The organism is Halococcoides cellulosivorans (genome assembly GCF_003058365.1).
GTDB lineage: Archaea > Halobacteriota > Halobacteria > Halobacteriales > Haloarculaceae > Halococcoides > Halococcoides cellulosivorans.
Genome location: NZ_CP028858.1, coordinates 2,248,943 through 2,264,672 on the forward strand (window position 1 = coordinate 2,248,943; position 15,730 = coordinate 2,264,672).

At 67.2% G+C, this 15,730-nt stretch carries 16 protein-coding genes; 4 read left to right on the forward strand and 12 right to left on the reverse strand.

Annotation, left to right across the window (positions count from 1 at the left end):
• Positions 1-60: 60 nt before the first annotated feature.
• The 11 genes from HARCEL1_RS11135 to HARCEL1_RS11185 form a co-directional block, all read right to left on the reverse strand.
• The gene (locus HARCEL1_RS11135; RefSeq protein WP_108383546.1) at positions 61-396 is read right to left on the reverse strand and encodes a rhodanese-like domain-containing protein; all 336 of its coding nucleotides are present in this window, start codon (positions 394-396) and stop codon (positions 61-63) included.
• A 75-nt stretch (positions 397-471) separates the two neighbouring features.
• Positions 472-999: an NUDIX hydrolase gene (locus HARCEL1_RS11140; protein WP_108383548.1), complete on the reverse strand. Its 528-nt coding sequence runs from the start codon at positions 997-999 to the stop codon at positions 472-474.
• A gap of 49 nt (positions 1,000-1,048) precedes the next feature.
• Positions 1,049-1,375: a DUF5810 domain-containing protein gene (locus HARCEL1_RS11145; RefSeq protein WP_108383550.1), complete on the reverse strand. Its 327-nt coding sequence runs from the start codon at positions 1,373-1,375 to the stop codon at positions 1,049-1,051.
• A 25-nt stretch (positions 1,376-1,400) separates the two neighbouring features.
• A complete protein-coding gene (locus HARCEL1_RS11150; protein WP_108383553.1) occupies positions 1,401-1,856 on the reverse strand; it encodes a GNAT family N-acetyltransferase in 456 nt (151 codons plus the stop codon).
• 309 nt (positions 1,857-2,165) lie between these two features.
• On the reverse strand, positions 2,166-2,390 hold the full coding sequence (locus HARCEL1_RS11155; RefSeq protein ID WP_108384267.1) for a YgaP family membrane protein: 225 nt from the start codon (positions 2,388-2,390) through the stop codon (positions 2,166-2,168).
• A gap of 112 nt (positions 2,391-2,502) precedes the next feature.
• Positions 2,503-4,230: a restriction endonuclease gene (locus tag HARCEL1_RS11160; protein ID WP_108383556.1), complete on the reverse strand. Its 1,728-nt coding sequence runs from the start codon at positions 4,228-4,230 to the stop codon at positions 2,503-2,505.
• A 131-nt stretch (positions 4,231-4,361) separates the two neighbouring features.
• Entirely contained in the window at positions 4,362-4,919 is a 558-nt protein-coding gene (locus HARCEL1_RS11165; RefSeq protein ID WP_108383558.1) for a HemK2/MTQ2 family protein methyltransferase, read from the reverse strand.
• Positions 4,920-4,922: 3 nt separating this feature from the next.
• Positions 4,923-5,762 (reverse strand): 16S rRNA (adenine(1518)-N(6)/adenine(1519)-N(6))-dimethyltransferase RsmA, encoded by an 840-nt coding sequence (gene rsmA, locus HARCEL1_RS11170; RefSeq protein WP_108383560.1) that lies wholly within the window; start codon positions 5,760-5,762, stop codon positions 4,923-4,925.
• Complete coding sequence (locus HARCEL1_RS11175; protein WP_108383562.1) at positions 5,755-6,321, reverse strand: DUF655 domain-containing protein; 567 nt, start codon at positions 6,319-6,321, stop codon at positions 5,755-5,757. Before HARCEL1_RS11175 ends, rsmA begins: the two co-directional genes overlap by 8 nt.
• Before the next feature lie 108 nt (positions 6,322-6,429).
• Positions 6,430-6,786, reverse strand: a complete 357-nt coding sequence (locus tag HARCEL1_RS11180; RefSeq protein ID WP_108383564.1) for an RNA polymerase Rpb4 family protein — start codon at positions 6,784-6,786, stop codon at positions 6,430-6,432.
• The gene (locus HARCEL1_RS11185) at positions 6,783-7,076 is read right to left on the reverse strand and encodes a 50S ribosomal protein L21e (RefSeq protein WP_108383566.1); all 294 of its coding nucleotides are present in this window, start codon (positions 7,074-7,076) and stop codon (positions 6,783-6,785) included. Before HARCEL1_RS11185 ends, HARCEL1_RS11180 begins: the two co-directional genes overlap by 4 nt.
• 281 nt (positions 7,077-7,357) lie before the next feature.
• Here HARCEL1_RS11185 and HARCEL1_RS11190 point away from each other — a divergent pair, with 281 nt between their 5' ends.
• A complete protein-coding gene (locus tag HARCEL1_RS11190; RefSeq protein WP_108383569.1) occupies positions 7,358-12,238 on the forward strand; it encodes a PGF-CTERM sorting domain-containing protein in 4,881 nt (1,626 codons plus the stop codon).
• 39 nt (positions 12,239-12,277) lie between these two features.
• Positions 12,278-13,180: a hypothetical protein gene (locus HARCEL1_RS11195; RefSeq protein ID WP_108383572.1), complete on the forward strand. Its 903-nt coding sequence runs from the start codon at positions 12,278-12,280 to the stop codon at positions 13,178-13,180.
• Here HARCEL1_RS11195 and HARCEL1_RS11200 read toward each other — a convergent pair whose 3' ends face one another.
• The gene (locus HARCEL1_RS11200) at positions 13,181-14,167 is read right to left on the reverse strand and encodes a zinc metalloprotease (RefSeq protein WP_108383575.1); all 987 of its coding nucleotides are present in this window, start codon (positions 14,165-14,167) and stop codon (positions 13,181-13,183) included.
• A 303-nt stretch (positions 14,168-14,470) separates the two neighbouring features.
• Between HARCEL1_RS11200 and hisH the strand changes: the two genes are divergently transcribed.
• Both hisH and HARCEL1_RS11210 read left to right on the forward strand, forming a co-directional pair.
• Positions 14,471-15,118 carry an imidazole glycerol phosphate synthase subunit HisH gene (hisH, locus tag HARCEL1_RS11205; RefSeq protein WP_108383577.1) on the forward strand — a complete coding sequence of 216 codons (648 nt, stop codon included), beginning with the start codon at positions 14,471-14,473 and terminating at the stop codon, positions 15,116-15,118.
• A 25-nt stretch (positions 15,119-15,143) separates the two neighbouring features.
• Positions 15,144-15,692 carry a KH domain-containing protein gene (locus HARCEL1_RS11210; RefSeq protein ID WP_108383580.1) on the forward strand — a complete coding sequence of 183 codons (549 nt, stop codon included), beginning with the start codon at positions 15,144-15,146 and terminating at the stop codon, positions 15,690-15,692.
• The last annotated feature ends 38 nt before the right edge of the window (positions 15,693-15,730 follow it).

Here is a 15,730-nt window from a genome sequence, read left to right on the forward strand (position 1 = left end):
GGCCCACTGACCGAGCCACCGTCTTTCGACACAGACGCCCACCAGCGCCCGCTTCACAGGTCACTCCGCGTCGACGGCCGTGCCGGTCACCGGTCCGTCCCAGGCGTCGATCCCGCCGGTGAGGTTGTAGACGTGATCGCCGTCGATACCGCCGTGGGCCGCGAGGAGCCGCGCGCCCTGCTGGCTGGCGATCCCGTGGGCACAGACCGTCACGATCCGGTCGGGGTCCCGGTCGGCGATCGCGTCGCTGTGCTCTGGAATCGTCCCCAGCGGGACGTTCTCGCTGTCGGGGATGTGCCCGCGCTCGAAATCGGCGGACGCGCGCACGTCGACGAGCAGCGTGTCGTGGTCCTCGCGGACCGCGGGGAGGTCGTCCGGATCGATAGCTGCGACCATGCGAGACATCGCGGTGGTGGAGACAAACCCGTGGCGGTCGCGGCAGGCAGTCGCGACACGCGACCAGCGGGGGCCCTACAGCAGGCCCTCCTCGGCGGCGAGCAACAGTCCCTCGATCGTGGCGTCGTTGGCGGGATCCGCGCGAGCGCGGTCGAGGGCCTCGTCGATCGGCACCCGGACGATATCGAGGAACTCGTTGTCGTCGCGGTCGATCTCCACGGGGTGGAGTCCCTCCGCGAAGACGATGGCGCGTTCGTGGCGCAACACGCCCGTCGCCACCCAGAACTGTTCGAGCAGGGCGAGCCCCGACGGATCGAGACCGGTCTCCTCGCGGAGTTCGCGCGCGGCGGCCTGCGTGTACGATTCGCCGTCTTCGACGATCCCCGCGGGCAGTTCGAGACAGGACTCGCCGATCACCGGCCGGTACTGCTCGACCATCACCAGATGGTCGCCCGCCCTGGCGACGACGACCACCGCCGGCGGGAGTTCGGCCCAGTAGTAGCGTTTGGTCGACCCGTCGGGCTGACGAACGCGGTCGTATCCCCCGGTGTACCAGCCAGTCTCGTACTCGACGACGGACTCCTCGACCTCGAATTCGTCCATGCCGGCGCTCGGCCCCTCACACACTCAAGGCTACCGCCAGCGCGGGCGGTCACTCGTCGGCGTCGGTCCGTTCGTCGGCGTCGGTCCGTTCGTCGGCGTCGGACCCGTCGGTCGCGTCGAGCCCCGCCTGGAAGGCGTCACGGGCCTGTTCGGCTCTCCGATCCACGCCCGGCGCGTCCGGTCCGGGATCGATCGGTTGGACCGACTCCGCGATCCGGTCAGCGAGCGCCGCGGTCGTCAGATCGGGCCAGTCACTCGCGTGAGCGTCCAGCCAGCGCTCGTGGTCGTCGCCCTCGATACTCGCGGTGATCGCGACGTGATCGGTGAGATGGTCGAGATCGGCCTGCCGATCGCCACAGACCGGGCACTCGTACATACGCGCCCATCGGCGCCGCGGTCTATCAACCTGACCGTCGATGGACGAAGAGCACGGCGTCCTCGCCGTCCTCGTAGTACGCGGCTTCGCGGCCGTGCTCGCGATACCCGACCGCCCGGTAGCAGGCGATCGCCGCGGCGTTCGAGGGCCGGACTTCGAGGCCGACCACACCTGCGCCCGCGTCGTGAAGCCGCTCGGTCGCCACCCCACAGAGGTGGCGGCCGACGCCCGCGCCACGGGCCGCCGGCGCGACCGCGAGATCCTTGATGTGTCCGCACGGGCCGTCGGGGCAGGATTCGAGCGTCCCGACGACGAACCCCTCGATCGCATCGCGACGATCGTAGACCAGAAATCCTGGCGCGTCCACCAGCGCCGCGAACGCCTCCCGTGGCCATGGGGCGTCGAACGAGGCGCGCTCGATCGCCGCCACGGCGTCGAGATCGCGTCGGCGTGCACCCCGAACGACGGGCGAATCGCTCACGGCCGCCGTTCGACCCGACGGGATTTGTGCCCGTCGACCCGACGGAACGCTGACGGCCCGAAGATATTCGGCCCCGAGTTTCGAATGCGATAATTGCGAACGAACATTCAAGTACAACGACCGATCATATCCAGGTGCACCCAACCGGGTGCCATCCCCACCCACCCCCCCCCCACCCTCTTTCCGTTTTTTACCTGAGAAGCGATAGCGCCGAGCGTCCAGTCCCGTCACTGAGCGTGGCGTTCCATCGATTCGAGCGCCGACTCCGTCACTCAGAGCGTCGCGTCCCGGACGAAAGCAGTGGCGCCGTCAGTCGCTGGTGTCGACGCCGATCAGCGAATAGAGCGCACACGTCTGTGTCACGCCAGTCCCGATCAACACGAGTCCGATCAGTCCGACGACAGCCGCCACGACGAGATCGACCGGCGATCCCAGGCCGGCGACGCCCATCGCCACGACGACGGCGACGATTACGGCGACGAGGCCGGCGGCGATCCGAACGATGCGATCCGTCTGTCCCACGTTGTGGTTCATGGTGTCTCCGGTCGGCAGTGCGTCGGGCACCTACTTAAGATAAGGTGGCGAGATTCGATCGAACGGGGCGAGAACCGATCCGTTCGCGTCCGAGGACTCCCCGCGGAGTTCGTCAGGCCGCCGCCCCGGACTCCGGGGTCCGATCGGCCTCGATGATCGTCGCGAGGCGCTCGGCACTGAGCACCGTCAGTCCGCGCTCGGTCGCCCGATCGTGGACTGGCGGTGGGATCTCCGGTGCGACGAGAACGCCGACGTCGGCACCCGACGTGGCGTCGGCGGCGTCGGCCAGTCGTGTCACGTCACGTGTCGTCGGCGTCCCGTCGTCACCGACCACACAGACGAGAATCCGGATGTCGAACGGGTCGTCCCGCGACGCGATCAGATCGTACGGGTCGTCGTCGCCCGCGACCGTCGTGGTCGACCAGCCGTTGCGTGTGACAACGTCCGCGAGAAGGTCGGTCAGATCGGCCGAATCGAGAGCGTCGAGTTGGTGGTCGAACCCGCCCGCCGAGAGTGGTTGGACCTCGGCGCTGGGTTCGGGAACGCCGTCGGGGCTGGCGGTCGACGGGGCGTCGAGCGATTCGAGGCGATCGTCGACGGCCTCGAACCACGGATCCAGGTCGCTATCCAGGTCGGGATGGAGTTCGCGTGTCACCGCTCGGGCGCGATCGAGATGCGTGCGGGCGTCGTCGTAGTGTGTCCGGGCGCGGTCGTCGTCGCCCTGGTCCGCATACGCGTCACCGTCGACCAGTCGATCCCACGCGAGGTTGGTCCACGCCTCGTAGATGCCCTCGACGATTTCGATGATGCGCTCGCGAATCGCCTCGGGATCACCGTCGAACTGGTCGCCACGGTCGCCCCAACAGACCGACAGTGCATCCCGATACTCCTCTAAGGCCTCTTCTAAGGCGATCGCTCGGCCCATCCCGTCGAGTTCGAGGGCGTGTTCGTACGCCGATCGAGCGTCCGCGAGTGGTCGCCGGGAGAGATCAGCCAGATCGCGTTTCACGGTGGCGAGTCGGTCCTCTACCGGTTCGTCCAGCGAGGGTGGCTGAAGATCGGCCGCTCGCTGCAGGGCGTCCCGGGCCGTCGTCATCGCGTCGTGGGCATCGTGATACGCTCCCGCTTCGATCGCGTCCTGAGCGCGCTCGTGGTGGCGTTCGCCCCGATCGAGATGGACTCGTGTCCGGAGCATCGCCACGTCGTCCTCCCCGGCGAGTCGTGTCAGCGACTGCATCGCGCCCGGTCCGAGCGATTCCAACCGTGACTGGGCCTGCATGAGCGCCGCTTCGGCGGCGTCGGCCCGGTCGAGTGCCGCGTCGTACTCAGAGGCGTCGAGGCGGTCGAGCGCGTCGGACATCCGCTCGCGGAACGACTCGATCGCCGTGCGCGCGCCCGACCACGCACTCAATGCCCGTTCGAGGTACGCCTCGACACGTTCGAGGTCGCCTTTGAACGGGACCTCCCAGCGCTGAGCGGGCGTGACGAGCACCAACCGCTCCGAGAAGAAACTCTCCTCGCGCCGGACCGCGACGATCTCGACGTAGGGGACGTTGACGACGCGGTCGTCCGTGCCGTCGGCCCCACCGACGACGAACAGCGTCCGCACGTCCGTGAGGATCACGACCGTGTTGTGGCCCGCACTCGGCTCGATCTCCTCACAGTCGCCGTCGTCGTCCAGAATCAGTCCGCGCTGCCCGTTCGTGAGGAGGTACTGTGGCTCCTCGTCCTCACCGAGATACTGGTCGAGAACGCGCCGTGCGCCCTCGATCCCGGCGGCGTCGACTGTGTCGCCGGGATGACCCCGACGACCGTCCGCGATTTCGATGATCTCCCCCATTGATTGGCCCCACCAGGGCTCGGCCGTTGGTACAACAATGAGGCTGCTAGTACAAAAATAATGCCTATGAAAACAAAGTGATTTTTCTCACGCCACACGGCGTGAATCGATCGCCGTCTACCGATCGGGGGCTACCGGCGGAGTTCGAGAACAGTCAATCGTTCGAACGGAAACGACTGCTCAGCGACCGCCCGAGCGGAAAATCCCGCGTCGGCGGCCCGCTCGCGGACGGCGTCGAGGCCCGTAAGTGTGCTCACGAGCAGATACGCCCGTCCGCGCGGGCGGAGCGCGCGCCCCAGATCGTCGAGAAACGGGTCGATCACGCGGCGGCCGTCCGGCCCACCGGAGAGGGCCCGCGCGAGCCAGTCGTCGCGTTCCTCGTCGGCCGGCGTCGGGAGATAGGGCGGGTTGAACGCGATCACGTCCGCCGCGTCGGTGGCGATCGGATCCAGGAGGTTCGCCCGCACGATCGGGAGACCGCGATCGTGAGCGCGCCGGCAGGCGTGCGGGTTCAGATCCGTCGTGATCAGGCGGCCGGGACGGTCAGCGACGCTGGCGGCGACCTCGCCGCTGCCGGTCCCGACTTCGAGCAGGGTCTCGCCCGCCCGGAGGTGCTCGTCGATGACCTCCGCCAGGAGATGGGAGTCCTCGGCCGGCTCGTAGACGTCCGGAAGGTCGTCGGGAACCATCGGTCAGGCGAGACGCGCGATCCGGGCGAACGTCTCGGGCGCGAGCGATCCCGGGCGCGCGTCGAGAATCTCCTCGTCGAGCGCGTCGAGCACGGCCGCGGGGTCGTCGATGCCCGTGATGTGAGTCGTGTTGCGGATCGCGTTGCGCGTCGTCTTCCGGCGCTGCGTGAACACGCCCCGCACCACGTCGAAAAACCGGTCGTCGTCCGAAACCTCGTAGGTCGGCGTTCGGGGGTCGAGCCGGACGACCGCGCTCTCGACGGCGGGTTGTGGATCGAACGCCGTCGGCGGGACGGGCTCTTCGATCGTCACCGCGGCGTAGTGGCCCGCCGTGACCGACAGCCGGCCGTACTCGTCCTCGCCGGGGCCGGCAGCCATCCGCTCGGCGAACTCCCGCTGGACGAGGACGACGGCGGGCCGCCCCCGCGGGAGCATCTCGAAGAGGAGTTCACTCGACGGCCCGTAGGGCAGATTCGACACCGACGCCGTGTATGCGGGCCACTCCGCGTCGAGGGCGTCACCCTCGATCACGGTCAGCCGATCGGCAGCGATCGCGTCGACGAACTCCCGCCGGAGGAAGGCCGCGAGCTCGGAATCGCGCTCGATCGCGACGACGTGGTCGGCGACTGCGAGCAGGCGATCCGTGAGCGCGCCCGTCCCCGCGCCGATCTCCAGGACGGTCGTGGTGTCCATCCCGGCCTCGACGGCGTACCCGACGATCCGATCGAGCACGCGGTCGTCGATCAGGAGGTGTTGATCGTCGCGTGGGTCGGGGTCGAGGCCCGCCCGATCGCGGAGTGCGTCCGGGTCGCGACCGTCGTGGTCGTCGAGTGGATCAGTCATCGTCGACGAAGATTCGGTATTTGAGATCGTCTTCGCGGATCTCTTCGAGGATGCGATCGAGGACGACCTCGCGAGGCGTGTGGAGGCCGTCGACCCGCTCGGAGAGGTCCTCGAACGACTCGAACGGACCGCGTTTGCGCTCGTCGAGGATCGCGTTCCGGAGTTTCTTCCCGATCCCCGGCAGCAGGTTCAGCGCGTGCAGCCGCGTGGTGATCGGCTGGGCCTCGGTGTAGAAATCGACGAACCGTCGCTCGTCGGTCGCGACGATCTCGTCGATGGCGTACTCCAGTTCGGACTGGGCACCGCTCGGCAGGTCGTCGTATGCGATCTGGTTGGCTCGCTCGATGACGTCCGCGTACAGCGGAACGCGATCACCGATCGAGACGTCGCCGTCCTCGGAGCACACGCACTCGAACAGTCGAAAGCCCTCGACGGTCACCACGTAGGCCAGCGGCTGTTTTTGATACTGCGGGCGGTCGTCCTCGGTGCGACCGTGGGGCAAATGATCCAGTACGACCGCCGTCGGGGACTCAGAATCCCCCTCACCCGCGCCGTTCATGACGGTCAGGTACGCAGAGCGGATACTTAAAAGCTCTCTGGTCGGACCGTCGCAGTCCGGCGACGCGAGTCGCCACGCCGGCCCGACGGTCCGGCCGGACGACGCGCGTCAGGCGTACTTCGCGACGACGTTGAGGATCTCGTCGAGTTCGTCGCCGGAGAGCGTGTACCGCTCCTGGGCGAAGACGGCCCGGAGTTCGTCCCGATCGCGAGGTTTGAGATCGACGATCTTGTGGGCCGTCCGCTCGTCGATCTTCTCGATGTCGTCGAGTTCCGCGAGGAACTCCTGAGCCTCCTCGGGGTCGAGCGTGGCGAACCGGTTCACGTGCTCGACCGCGCGCGTGAGTTCGTACCGCATCTCGCGGTCCTCGTCGAGCGCGCGGTCGGTCTCGATGTCACCGAGGATCGTCTTGGCCTCCGCGATGGTGAGGTACTGCTCGTCGACGATCTCGTCGAAGATCGTCATTCGTTCTGTTGCTGGAGGTGGGCCGGTTTCGCGACGATCGTCTTCGGCGTGTCACCGTCGACGATCTCGACTTTGTACGCCGAGCCCTGCGAGCCGACGACTGTGCCGGTGTGACCGTTGAATCGCGGGTGGAACCGGCCCTCACTCACGCTCGGGTCGAGTGCGAGGTGGACCGAATCGCCGTCGTCGAACTGCTCGACGACCTGCTGGGGCGGCGTCGTGCCGCGGTTACGCGAATCGTTCTGGAGTTTGTTGCGCGTCCCCTGGAGCGGACCGTTGGAGTTGGGCATAGATACGGACTGTTACCCCTCTGGCCGTAATAAAACGTGCGTTCCCGTCCCGACGACTGCCCCCACCGTTCGGAAGACGAGACAGAGATCAGACAAGTAGGCCGCCATCCCATTTTCTATGATGGTCTTCCAATAAAAAATAGCGACAGGTATGCGAAAAATCTATGTCGGAATCGATCGTACAGTTAGGGAGAGCGATGGATCCGGATTTTGATCGACCAGGGGTGGCGGGGGCATTGGCAGTCGTAATGACATTAGCCGCGATAACAGGGGGTATCGCGGTGTCGAGCGTCACTGGAGCGGACGCAGCCGTTCAGCCCGATCTGGCGGTCGACACGACCGTCTCGGGCCAGGAAGTGACGATTTCGGTCGACTACACCAACGCCTCCGCGATCAACATCAAGGAGGTGCCAAACACCTGGACCGTCGTCGATAGTTCGGACGGTCTGGCCGAGAAATCACCAGAGGGAGAGAGTTATCGCAACGTCGGCTGGGTCTGGATGGACAGCCAGACCGGCACGGAGACCGTGACCCTCGAAGTCCCCGAGGGTGAGAGCGGGCCCTTCTCGCTCCCGGTCGAGGCCGAGAATATCGACGGCGGAACGGTCTCGGAGACGGCCGAGTTCTCACTCGACGAGAGCACCGACACCGAGACGACCGACAGTGCGGGCGACACCGCCCCGGGCCTGACGGTCCAGGGCGATGCCGTCGCCCCCGGTGAGACCGCGACGGTCTCGGTGACCGCCGAGAACGTCGGTCTCCTCTCGCTCGACGGCATCCCGACCGACTGGACGATCGAGAGCTACGACACGGCCGGCGGGTCACCGATCGAGGAGACCACCGACGGCACCGACGAGATCGCCTGGGCCTGGGATCAGAACCAGGACAGCGTCACCGTCGTGGTCGCACTGGCCGTCCCCGCGGACGCCGCGATCGGTGAGACGGCACTCACCGCCGAGGCCGCCAACGACGCCGAGGGGACAACCACCGCACCGATCGGCATCGACGTGATCGAAGAGGAGGAAACGGTACACACCCACCAATCCGGTGAAACGACCGACACACCCGATGTCACCGACGAGCCGACGGATTCCACTGGTGACGATCCGACCGAGACGGTGACGCCGACCGACGAACCGGCCGTCAGTCTCGAAGGAGCAGTCGTCGCGCCCGGCGAGACCGCGACCGTCACGGTGACTGCCGAGAACGTCGGCTTGCTCTCGCTCGACGGCATCCCGACCGACTGGACGATCGAGAGCTACGACGCGGCCGGTGGGTCGCCGGTCGTCGAGACCACCGACGGCACCGACAAGATCGCGTGGACGTGGGATCAGAACCAGGACAGCGTCGCCATCGACGTGGCCCTGTCCGTCCCTGCGGACGCCGCGATCGGTGAGACGGCACTCACCGCCGAAGCCGCCAACGACAACGAGCTGATCGCCAGCCACACCGCGTCTGTGCTGGTGAGCGAGGGCGTCCCGACCGACGAGACGCCGACCGACGAACCGACGACCGAGGAGACACCTGGCGACGAACCGACGACCGAAGTCGGTGACGAACCGACCGAGCAGACCCCGAGTGACAACCCGACGACCGTCTCACCCGGGAGCCCCGCCCTCAGCGTCGGGAGCGGAGTCGTCGCCCCCGGTGAGAGCGTCACTGTCTCGCTCGTCGCGGAGAACGTCGGCCTCCTCTCGCTCGACGGCATCCCGACCGACTGGACGATCGAGAGCTACGACGCGGCCGGGGGATCACCGATCGTCGAGCCCACCGACGGCACCGACAAGATCGCCTGGACCTGGGATCAGAATCAGGATCGGGTCGAGATCGGCGTGACCCTGTCCGTGCCCGCGGACGCCGCGCTCGGTGAGACGGCACTCACCGTCGAGGCCGCCAACGACAACGACATCTCGGTCACCGACACCGCCACCGTCTCGGTGACCGACGAGACGTCGACCGACGAACCGACGCCCGTCCCCGGGAGTCCGTCCGTCAACGTCGAGGGAGGCGCAGTCATGCCCGGTGAGACCACGACGGTCTCGCTGACTGCCGAGAACGTCGGCCTCCTCTCGCTCGACGGCATCCCGACCGACTGGACGATCGAATCCATCGACGACGCCGGCGGGTCACCGATCGACGAGACCACCGACGGCACCGACAAGATCGCCTGGACCTGGGACCAGAACCAGGACAGCGTCGCCATCGACGTGACCCTGTCCGTGCCCGCGGACGCCGCGCTCGGTGAGACGGCACTCACCGCCGAAGCCGCCAACGGGGCTGATCTCTCGGCCACCGACACCGCCACCGTCTCCGTGACCGACGAGGAGGTCCCGACCCAGGAGACGCCCGAAGAGGCCGTCCTGAGCATCGAACCCGTCGAGACCGAGGACGGGTACGCGGCCTCGCTCGTGCTCTCCGAGGCTCCGAACGGCATCTCTGGCTACGAGGTGACGCTGGCCAGCGACAACACGGACGTCCTGCAAGTCGCCGGCAGTGACCGAGTGAGTCCGGTCACCTGGGGCGACGCGTTCGACACGATCAACACGGTGAATCGGGCCGACGACGGCTCCGCGATCACGCTGAAAGCCACCAATTCGGAGGACATGCACGAACCGGTGACGGACATCGAACTCGCGACGATCGACCTCGACGCGATGGGTGAGGGGTACGCTGAGCTCGACGTCGGCGTCCACGATATCCAGGACGGTGGAGGATACACCATCCCGGTGACCACCGAGTCCGAAGTCCTCGCCGTCGGTGGCGCGCCCGAGACGACCGACCCGGGCACCGACGAGCCGAGCGAGACGACGGTCACGCCCGTCGATAATCCGGGCTCCAGTGAGGACCCGGCCGTCAGCGTCACTGGCGGCACGGTCCGCCCCGGTGAGACCGTCACGGTCGACATCACCGCCGACAACGTCGACGCGCTCTGGTTGGGAGGCATCCCGAACAGCTGGACGGTCGAGTCCGTCGACGACCAGGGCACGACGCCGATCGTCCAATCCTACGACCACGGTCAACAGATCGCCTGGAACTGGGGCAGCACGGTGACCGACGTCTCGGTCTCCGCGACGGTCGCCATTCCGGAGAACGCGACGATTGGCGACACGACACTCAACGCGACAGGGAATCTGGCGGGCCTCCCCCAAACGAGTGACACGGCGACCGTCTCGGTCGTCGACGAGGTCCCGACCGACGAGCCGACCACCGACGAGACGCCCGAGCCGGCCGTCCTGAGCATCGAACCCGTCGAGACCGAGGACGGCTACGCGGCCTCGCTCGTGCTCTCCGAGGCCCCGAACGGCGTCTCTGGCTACGAGGTGACGCTGGCCAGTGACAACGCGAGTGTCCTGCAGGTCGCCGGCGGCGATCGAGTGAGCCCGGTCACCTGGAGCGACGCGTTCGACACGATCAACACGTACTCGCGGGCCGACGACGGCTCCGCGATCACGATAGAAGCCACGGATCCGAACGAGATGGTTCAGGACGGGGCCGAGGACATCGAACTCGCGACGATCGAGATGGACGCGATGAGTGAGGGGTACGCCGGACTCTCCGTCGGCGTCCACGAACTCCAGGACGACACTGGCGCCGACATCCCGGTGACCACCGCGTCCGAAGTCGTCGCCGTCGGTGGCGCGCCCGAGACGACCGACCCGGGCACCGACGAGCCGAGCGAGACGACGATCACGCCCGTCGACGAGCCCGGCTCCGGTGACGATCCGACCGTCGACGCCACCGATGGCACGGTCCGCCCCGGAGAGACCGTCACGGTCGACATCACCGCCGACAACGTCGACTCGCTCTGGTTGGGAGACATCCCGAACAACTGGACGATCGAGTCCGTCGACGATCAGGGCACGACGCCGATCATCCAAACGTTCGACAGCGGCCAGGAGATCGCCTGGAACTGGGGCGGCACGGTGTCCGACGTCTCGATCTCCGTGACGTTCGCCATTCCGGAGAACGCGTCGATCGGTGATACCACGCTCACCCTCGGAGCGAACGGTCTGGACTCCGTCGACACGTCGACCATCTCGGTCGTCGAGGAGCTCCCGACTGACGAACCGACTACCGAGCCCGGCACGGACGAACCCGGCACGGACGAGCCTGGCACGGACGAGCCTGGTACGGACGAGCCCGGTACGGACGAGCCTGGTACGGACGAACCTGGCACCGACGAGCCTGGTACGGACGAGCCTGGTACGGACGAGCCTGGCACGGACGAACCCGGTACGGACGAACCTGGCACCGACGAGCCTGGTACGGACGAGCCTGGTACGGACGAGCCTGGTACGGACGAGCCTGGTACGGACGAGCCTGGTACGGACGAGCCTGGTACGGACGAGCCTGGTACGGACGAACCCGGTACGGACGAGCCTGGTACGGACGAACCCGGTACGGACGAACCCGGTACGGACGAACCCGGTACGGACGAGCCTGGCACCGACGAGCCGAGTGACGCACTCTCGGTCTCTGTCGCGAACGCGAGCGTCGCACCCGGTGAGAACGCGACCCTGACTCTGACGGCCGAGAACGCCGGCATGCTCTCGCTCGACGACATCCCGGCCAACTGGACGATCGAATCCGTCGAGGCTGGCGGAGCCACGTCGATCGACGAGACAGTCAACGACAGCCAGGAACTCGCCTGGACCTGGGATCAGAACCAGGACAGCCTCAGCCTGAACGTCACGCTCGGCGTGCCGGCGAACGCCTCGACCGGAGCGGTCACGCTCACGGCCACCGCGTGGTCGAGTGACGACAGCAGCGTGACCGACACCGCCACCGTGTCGGTGACCGAGTCGGCCTCGGAGACGCCGACCGAAACGGATACCCAGGACGACGAGGGTGACAGCGGCGGGAATGGCGGCGGCGTCGGCGGCGGTGGAAAGAAAGAGATCCCGACGGACGACGACTCGGGGTCCGACGACGGTGACACCGAACCGATCGACCCGATCGACCCGGACACCGAGTCTGACGACGACTCCGGTGGTGCGGCGGAACCCTCGACCGACGACGCGGCCTCGACCGCGACGACGACCGGTGAGGCAGTCGACCCGCAGACGGAGTCCCAGACCGACGCCGGTGGGCCTGGCTTCGGGCCGCTGGTCGCGCTGATCGCACTCGTCGCCGCCACGCTCGTCGCCGTGCGTCGAGACTAACCCCAATCGCTTTTTGTCGCGCCGTCGCCTCGTTCGTGTATGGAGAGAACAGCGACCCACGGCGAGGGGGTGGCCCGCGTCGCGACGCTCGCGGTCGTCGTGATCCTCGTGGCCAGTCTGGCCGGGCCGGCGCTGGCCGACCCGACCCAGGAGTCGTTTCCGAGAGCCTCGGGGAGCGATCACGTCGTCGCGCCGGGCGAGACGGTCACCATAGAACTGGCGGTCCAGGACGTCAATAGCATCAAATTCGAGCCAGTGCCGACCGACTGGGAGATCGTCTCCAGCACCAGTGACGGGACCGACGGGCAAGTCGAGCAGTTGGACTCCGGCGACCGGGTCGTCGGATGGGTGTTCCCCGAGGCCGTGGCGAATCGAACCGCGACGGTCACACTGCGCGTCCCCGAGGACGCCGCCACCGACCAGTATCGGTTCAACGTGAGCGCCGAACACGTCGAGAACGGCATGGCGCACGCCTCGACGATCGTCAACGTGAACCCGGACGCCGATTCACTCGTCATCCCCGAACCGAACGCCCACGGCCCATACACTGTCGTCGAGGGCGAGTCCGCCCCACTCGACCCGGTCTGGAGTGAAGACCCCGACGGCACGGTCGCGGGCGTCACATGGCTCCAGTTGGGTGGCAACGGCGAAATCGACAACCAACACTTCTTCCCGCCGAACGTCATCGCCACGAACGAAACGGCGACCGTCGAGTTGCAGATCCTCGACAACGACGGCCTGCTGGCGACCCAATCCGCACAGATCCTCGTTCTCCAGTCGGAGTTCGCCCCCGAGACCCCGACGCCCGAGGAGTCGACGCCACGCGACCCGCCCCGGACGCCACTCGACGACGAGAGCGGGGCCTCACCAGTGATCGGCGGGATCGGAACGCTGGTGTTGGTCTTCTTGCTGGTCGTGCTCGTCTACCACCGCCGCGAGTGACTAGCGCTCTCGATCGAGAGTGGTCTGTGTCTCGTTCGGGCCACAGGTGACCGGCGGGCGGTGACGGTCGTCTGCGATGAACGCCCACTCGTCGCGGCCCAGATCACCGGAGCCATCGGAGAATTCGAGTGACGTGTAGAGGCCGTTGTAGTTCATCACGCTCGGGTACTCGTCGAGGGAGTATCTCTCAGAATCGACGCCGGGCAAACTCTCGTCGAACCCGAAGGCGTGGCCGAGTTCGTGAACGAGCAGCGACGCCGTGAGGAACGGGTCGGGGTAGGATTCGAACATGACGACGCCGGGTTGGCCCGCCCCGACGTACTCCGGGTCGCCGTCGTACGCCACCTTGTCAGCGACCAGGACGTAGTAATGCCCCGCAGTCCGGTAATCGCGGTGCGCAGTGGTCACGTCACCGATGTCGTCGGCCGAGCCAGGCCGGTCGATCGTGTCGACGGGCGACCCGAGGGTCAGATCGCCGTCGTCACGCCGGACGTGGAGGTCGATCCCGCTCTGGCCGTCCGGGTTCGAGACGGGCGCCTCGGCAAAGGCCGCCTCGGCCCGTTCGATCGCCCCGTCGCTCAGCGACTCGCCCGACTCCGAGTCGACTTCGAGATAGAGGTCCTGGTGGAGCGGGTCCGCTCCCGGCAGCGCGTCGGTGCAGGTCGCCTCCGCACCGTCCGGCAGGCCGTCCCCGTCGGTGTCGGCGTCGTGGGGATCGGTGCCCAGGCGCTGTTCGACGATGGTCGCCAGTCCGTCATCGTCCGGATCAGCGAACAGCTCCGACCCGCCGGCTTGTGCGGCGGAGCGTTCGTCTGCCGGGGACGGCATCATCGACCACGTCTCCGGTGCTGGCCCGCCACCCTGGGTGGGCGCCCCGGCCGAGTCCGCCGGGGGCGCCGAAGCGTCCGACGGGGCCGCCGGAACGGCGACGCTCGCCCCGAAGCCGGCGATCGCTGGAGCCATCAACACGACGAGCGCGACCGTCACGACCAGTCGCGACCCGTCGCGTCGAAGCCCACGGCCCTGCGAGCGCGGTGCTCGATCGACGGCAACGCCAGCATTCAGATATCGATATACAGAATGAAAGGGAGACTGGAGAGCTGAGCGGGGCGCGCCACGATCAGACGATTTGGAGTTCATGCCCTGTTTTCTCCCAGAATTGCCCGTAGTAATGACTACGGAGCAGAGAGACTTGAGCGGCATGACCTCAATACTAGTAGTGATAATAGCGGTTGGCGCGATCCGGGCGGGTGACGGAAGGAACTTGACGATGGCCGGTGAAGCGACGCTATGAACCGGTCTCGAGACGTTTCGATCGCGATCGTGGACTACGGGCTCGGAAACCTCAGGAGCGTCAAGAGCGGCCTCGAACGCGCCGACGCGACGGTGGCGGTCGTCGATGACCCTGGCGCGCTCTCGACGGCCGACGGCGTCGTCCTCCCGGGCGTGGGAGCGTTCGCGGAGGGCATGGACAACGCCGGGCCGTATCGCGACGCGATCCGCGAGGTCGTCGAGACGGGCACGCCACTCTTTGGCATCTGTCTGGGGATGCAGATGCTGCTGACGGGCAGCGAGGAGTCCACACACGCGGGCCAGGGCGACGTCGAAGGACTGGATCTGGTCCCGGGCCAGAACCGGCGGTTTTCGACCGAGATGACCGTCCCGCACATGGGCTGGAACACCCTCTCGGTCGAGCGCGAACACCCGCTGTTGGAGGGCGTCGACGGCGAGTACGCCTACTTCGTCCATTCGTACTACGCCGACCCCGACGACGACGGCGCGGCCGTCGCGACGACGGAGTACGGCGAGCGGTTCGCGAGCGTCGTCAGCGACGACTCGGGGCAGGTCTTCGGCACGCAGTTCCACCCCGAGAAATCCGGCGAGACGGGGCTGCGCATTCTCCGGAACTTCGTGGAGTTGGCCGATCCGACACGGTAATGGCGACCGCCGCCATAGCACCGGTATGCAGCACGTGACGATTCCGCAGGACCGAATCGGGGTGCTGATCGGTGAGGGCGGGGAGACGATGCGGGAGATCGAATCGGCCGCAGAGGTGCGACTCGATATCGACTCCGAGACCGGATCGGTCGCCGTCGAGACCGTCGGTGACCCGGTGATCGGGCTGAAAGGGCCAGACGTGGTCAAGGCCATCGGGCGCGGGTTCGCCCCCGATCAGGCGCTCGAACTGCTCGCTGACGACCTCGTCATGCTCGACGTGATCGACGTCGAGGCCGCAGCGCGCAACGACCGCGATTTGCGACGCATCAAGGGCCGACTCATCGGTGAGGACGGCCGCACCCGGGAGTTGATGGAGGACCTCAGCGGTGCGAACGTCCGGATCTACGGGTCGACGCTGTCGGTCATCGGTGAACCCGAGCAGGTCGACGCCGTCCGGGAGGCCACCCAGATGCTGATCGACGGTGCACCACACGGCTCGGTGTACGCCTTCCTGGAGCGGCGGCACAACGAGATGGCCGACCCCGGCATCGAGTACCACCAGTTCACCGGGTGATCGGCGTCCGCCGGCGGCCAGTACTGTCAGCGAGCGAC

Bases quoted from the DNA above. Each gene is read 5' to 3' on its own strand.
- HARCEL1_RS11195 (WP_108383572.1), top strand. From the start codon at position 12,278: ATGGAGAGAACAGCGACCCACGGCGAGGGGGTGGCCCGCGTCGCGACG.
- HARCEL1_RS11155 (WP_108384267.1), bottom strand. From the start codon at position 2,390: ATGAACCACAACGTGGGACAGACGGATCGCATCGTTCGGATCGCCGCC.
- hisH (WP_108383577.1), top strand. From the start codon at position 14,471: ATGAACCGGTCTCGAGACGTTTCGATCGCGATCGTGGACTACGGGCTC.
- HARCEL1_RS11175 (WP_108383562.1), bottom strand. From the start codon at position 6,321: ATGAACGGCGCGGGTGAGGGGGATTCTGAGTCCCCGACGGCGGTCGTA.
- HARCEL1_RS11135 (WP_108383546.1), bottom strand. From the start codon at position 396: ATGGTCGCAGCTATCGATCCGGACGACCTCCCCGCGGTCCGCGAGGAC.
- HARCEL1_RS11165 (WP_108383558.1), bottom strand. From the start codon at position 4,919: ATGGTTCCCGACGACCTTCCGGACGTCTACGAGCCGGCCGAGGACTCC.
- HARCEL1_RS11210 (WP_108383580.1), top strand. From the start codon at position 15,144: ATGCAGCACGTGACGATTCCGCAGGACCGAATCGGGGTGCTGATCGGT.
- rsmA (WP_108383560.1), bottom strand. From the start codon at position 5,762: ATGACTGATCCACTCGACGACCACGACGGTCGCGACCCGGACGCACTC.
- HARCEL1_RS11145 (WP_108383550.1), bottom strand. From the start codon at position 1,375: ATGTACGAGTGCCCGGTCTGTGGCGATCGGCAGGCCGATCTCGACCAT.
- HARCEL1_RS11185 (WP_108383566.1), bottom strand. From the start codon at position 7,076: ATGCCCAACTCCAACGGTCCGCTCCAGGGGACGCGCAACAAACTCCAG.
- HARCEL1_RS11160 (WP_108383556.1), bottom strand. From the start codon at position 4,230: ATGGGGGAGATCATCGAAATCGCGGACGGTCGTCGGGGTCATCCCGGC.
- HARCEL1_RS11140 (WP_108383548.1), bottom strand. From the start codon at position 999: ATGGACGAATTCGAGGTCGAGGAGTCCGTCGTCGAGTACGAGACTGGC.
- HARCEL1_RS11180 (WP_108383564.1), bottom strand. From the start codon at position 6,786: ATGACGATCTTCGACGAGATCGTCGACGAGCAGTACCTCACCATCGCG.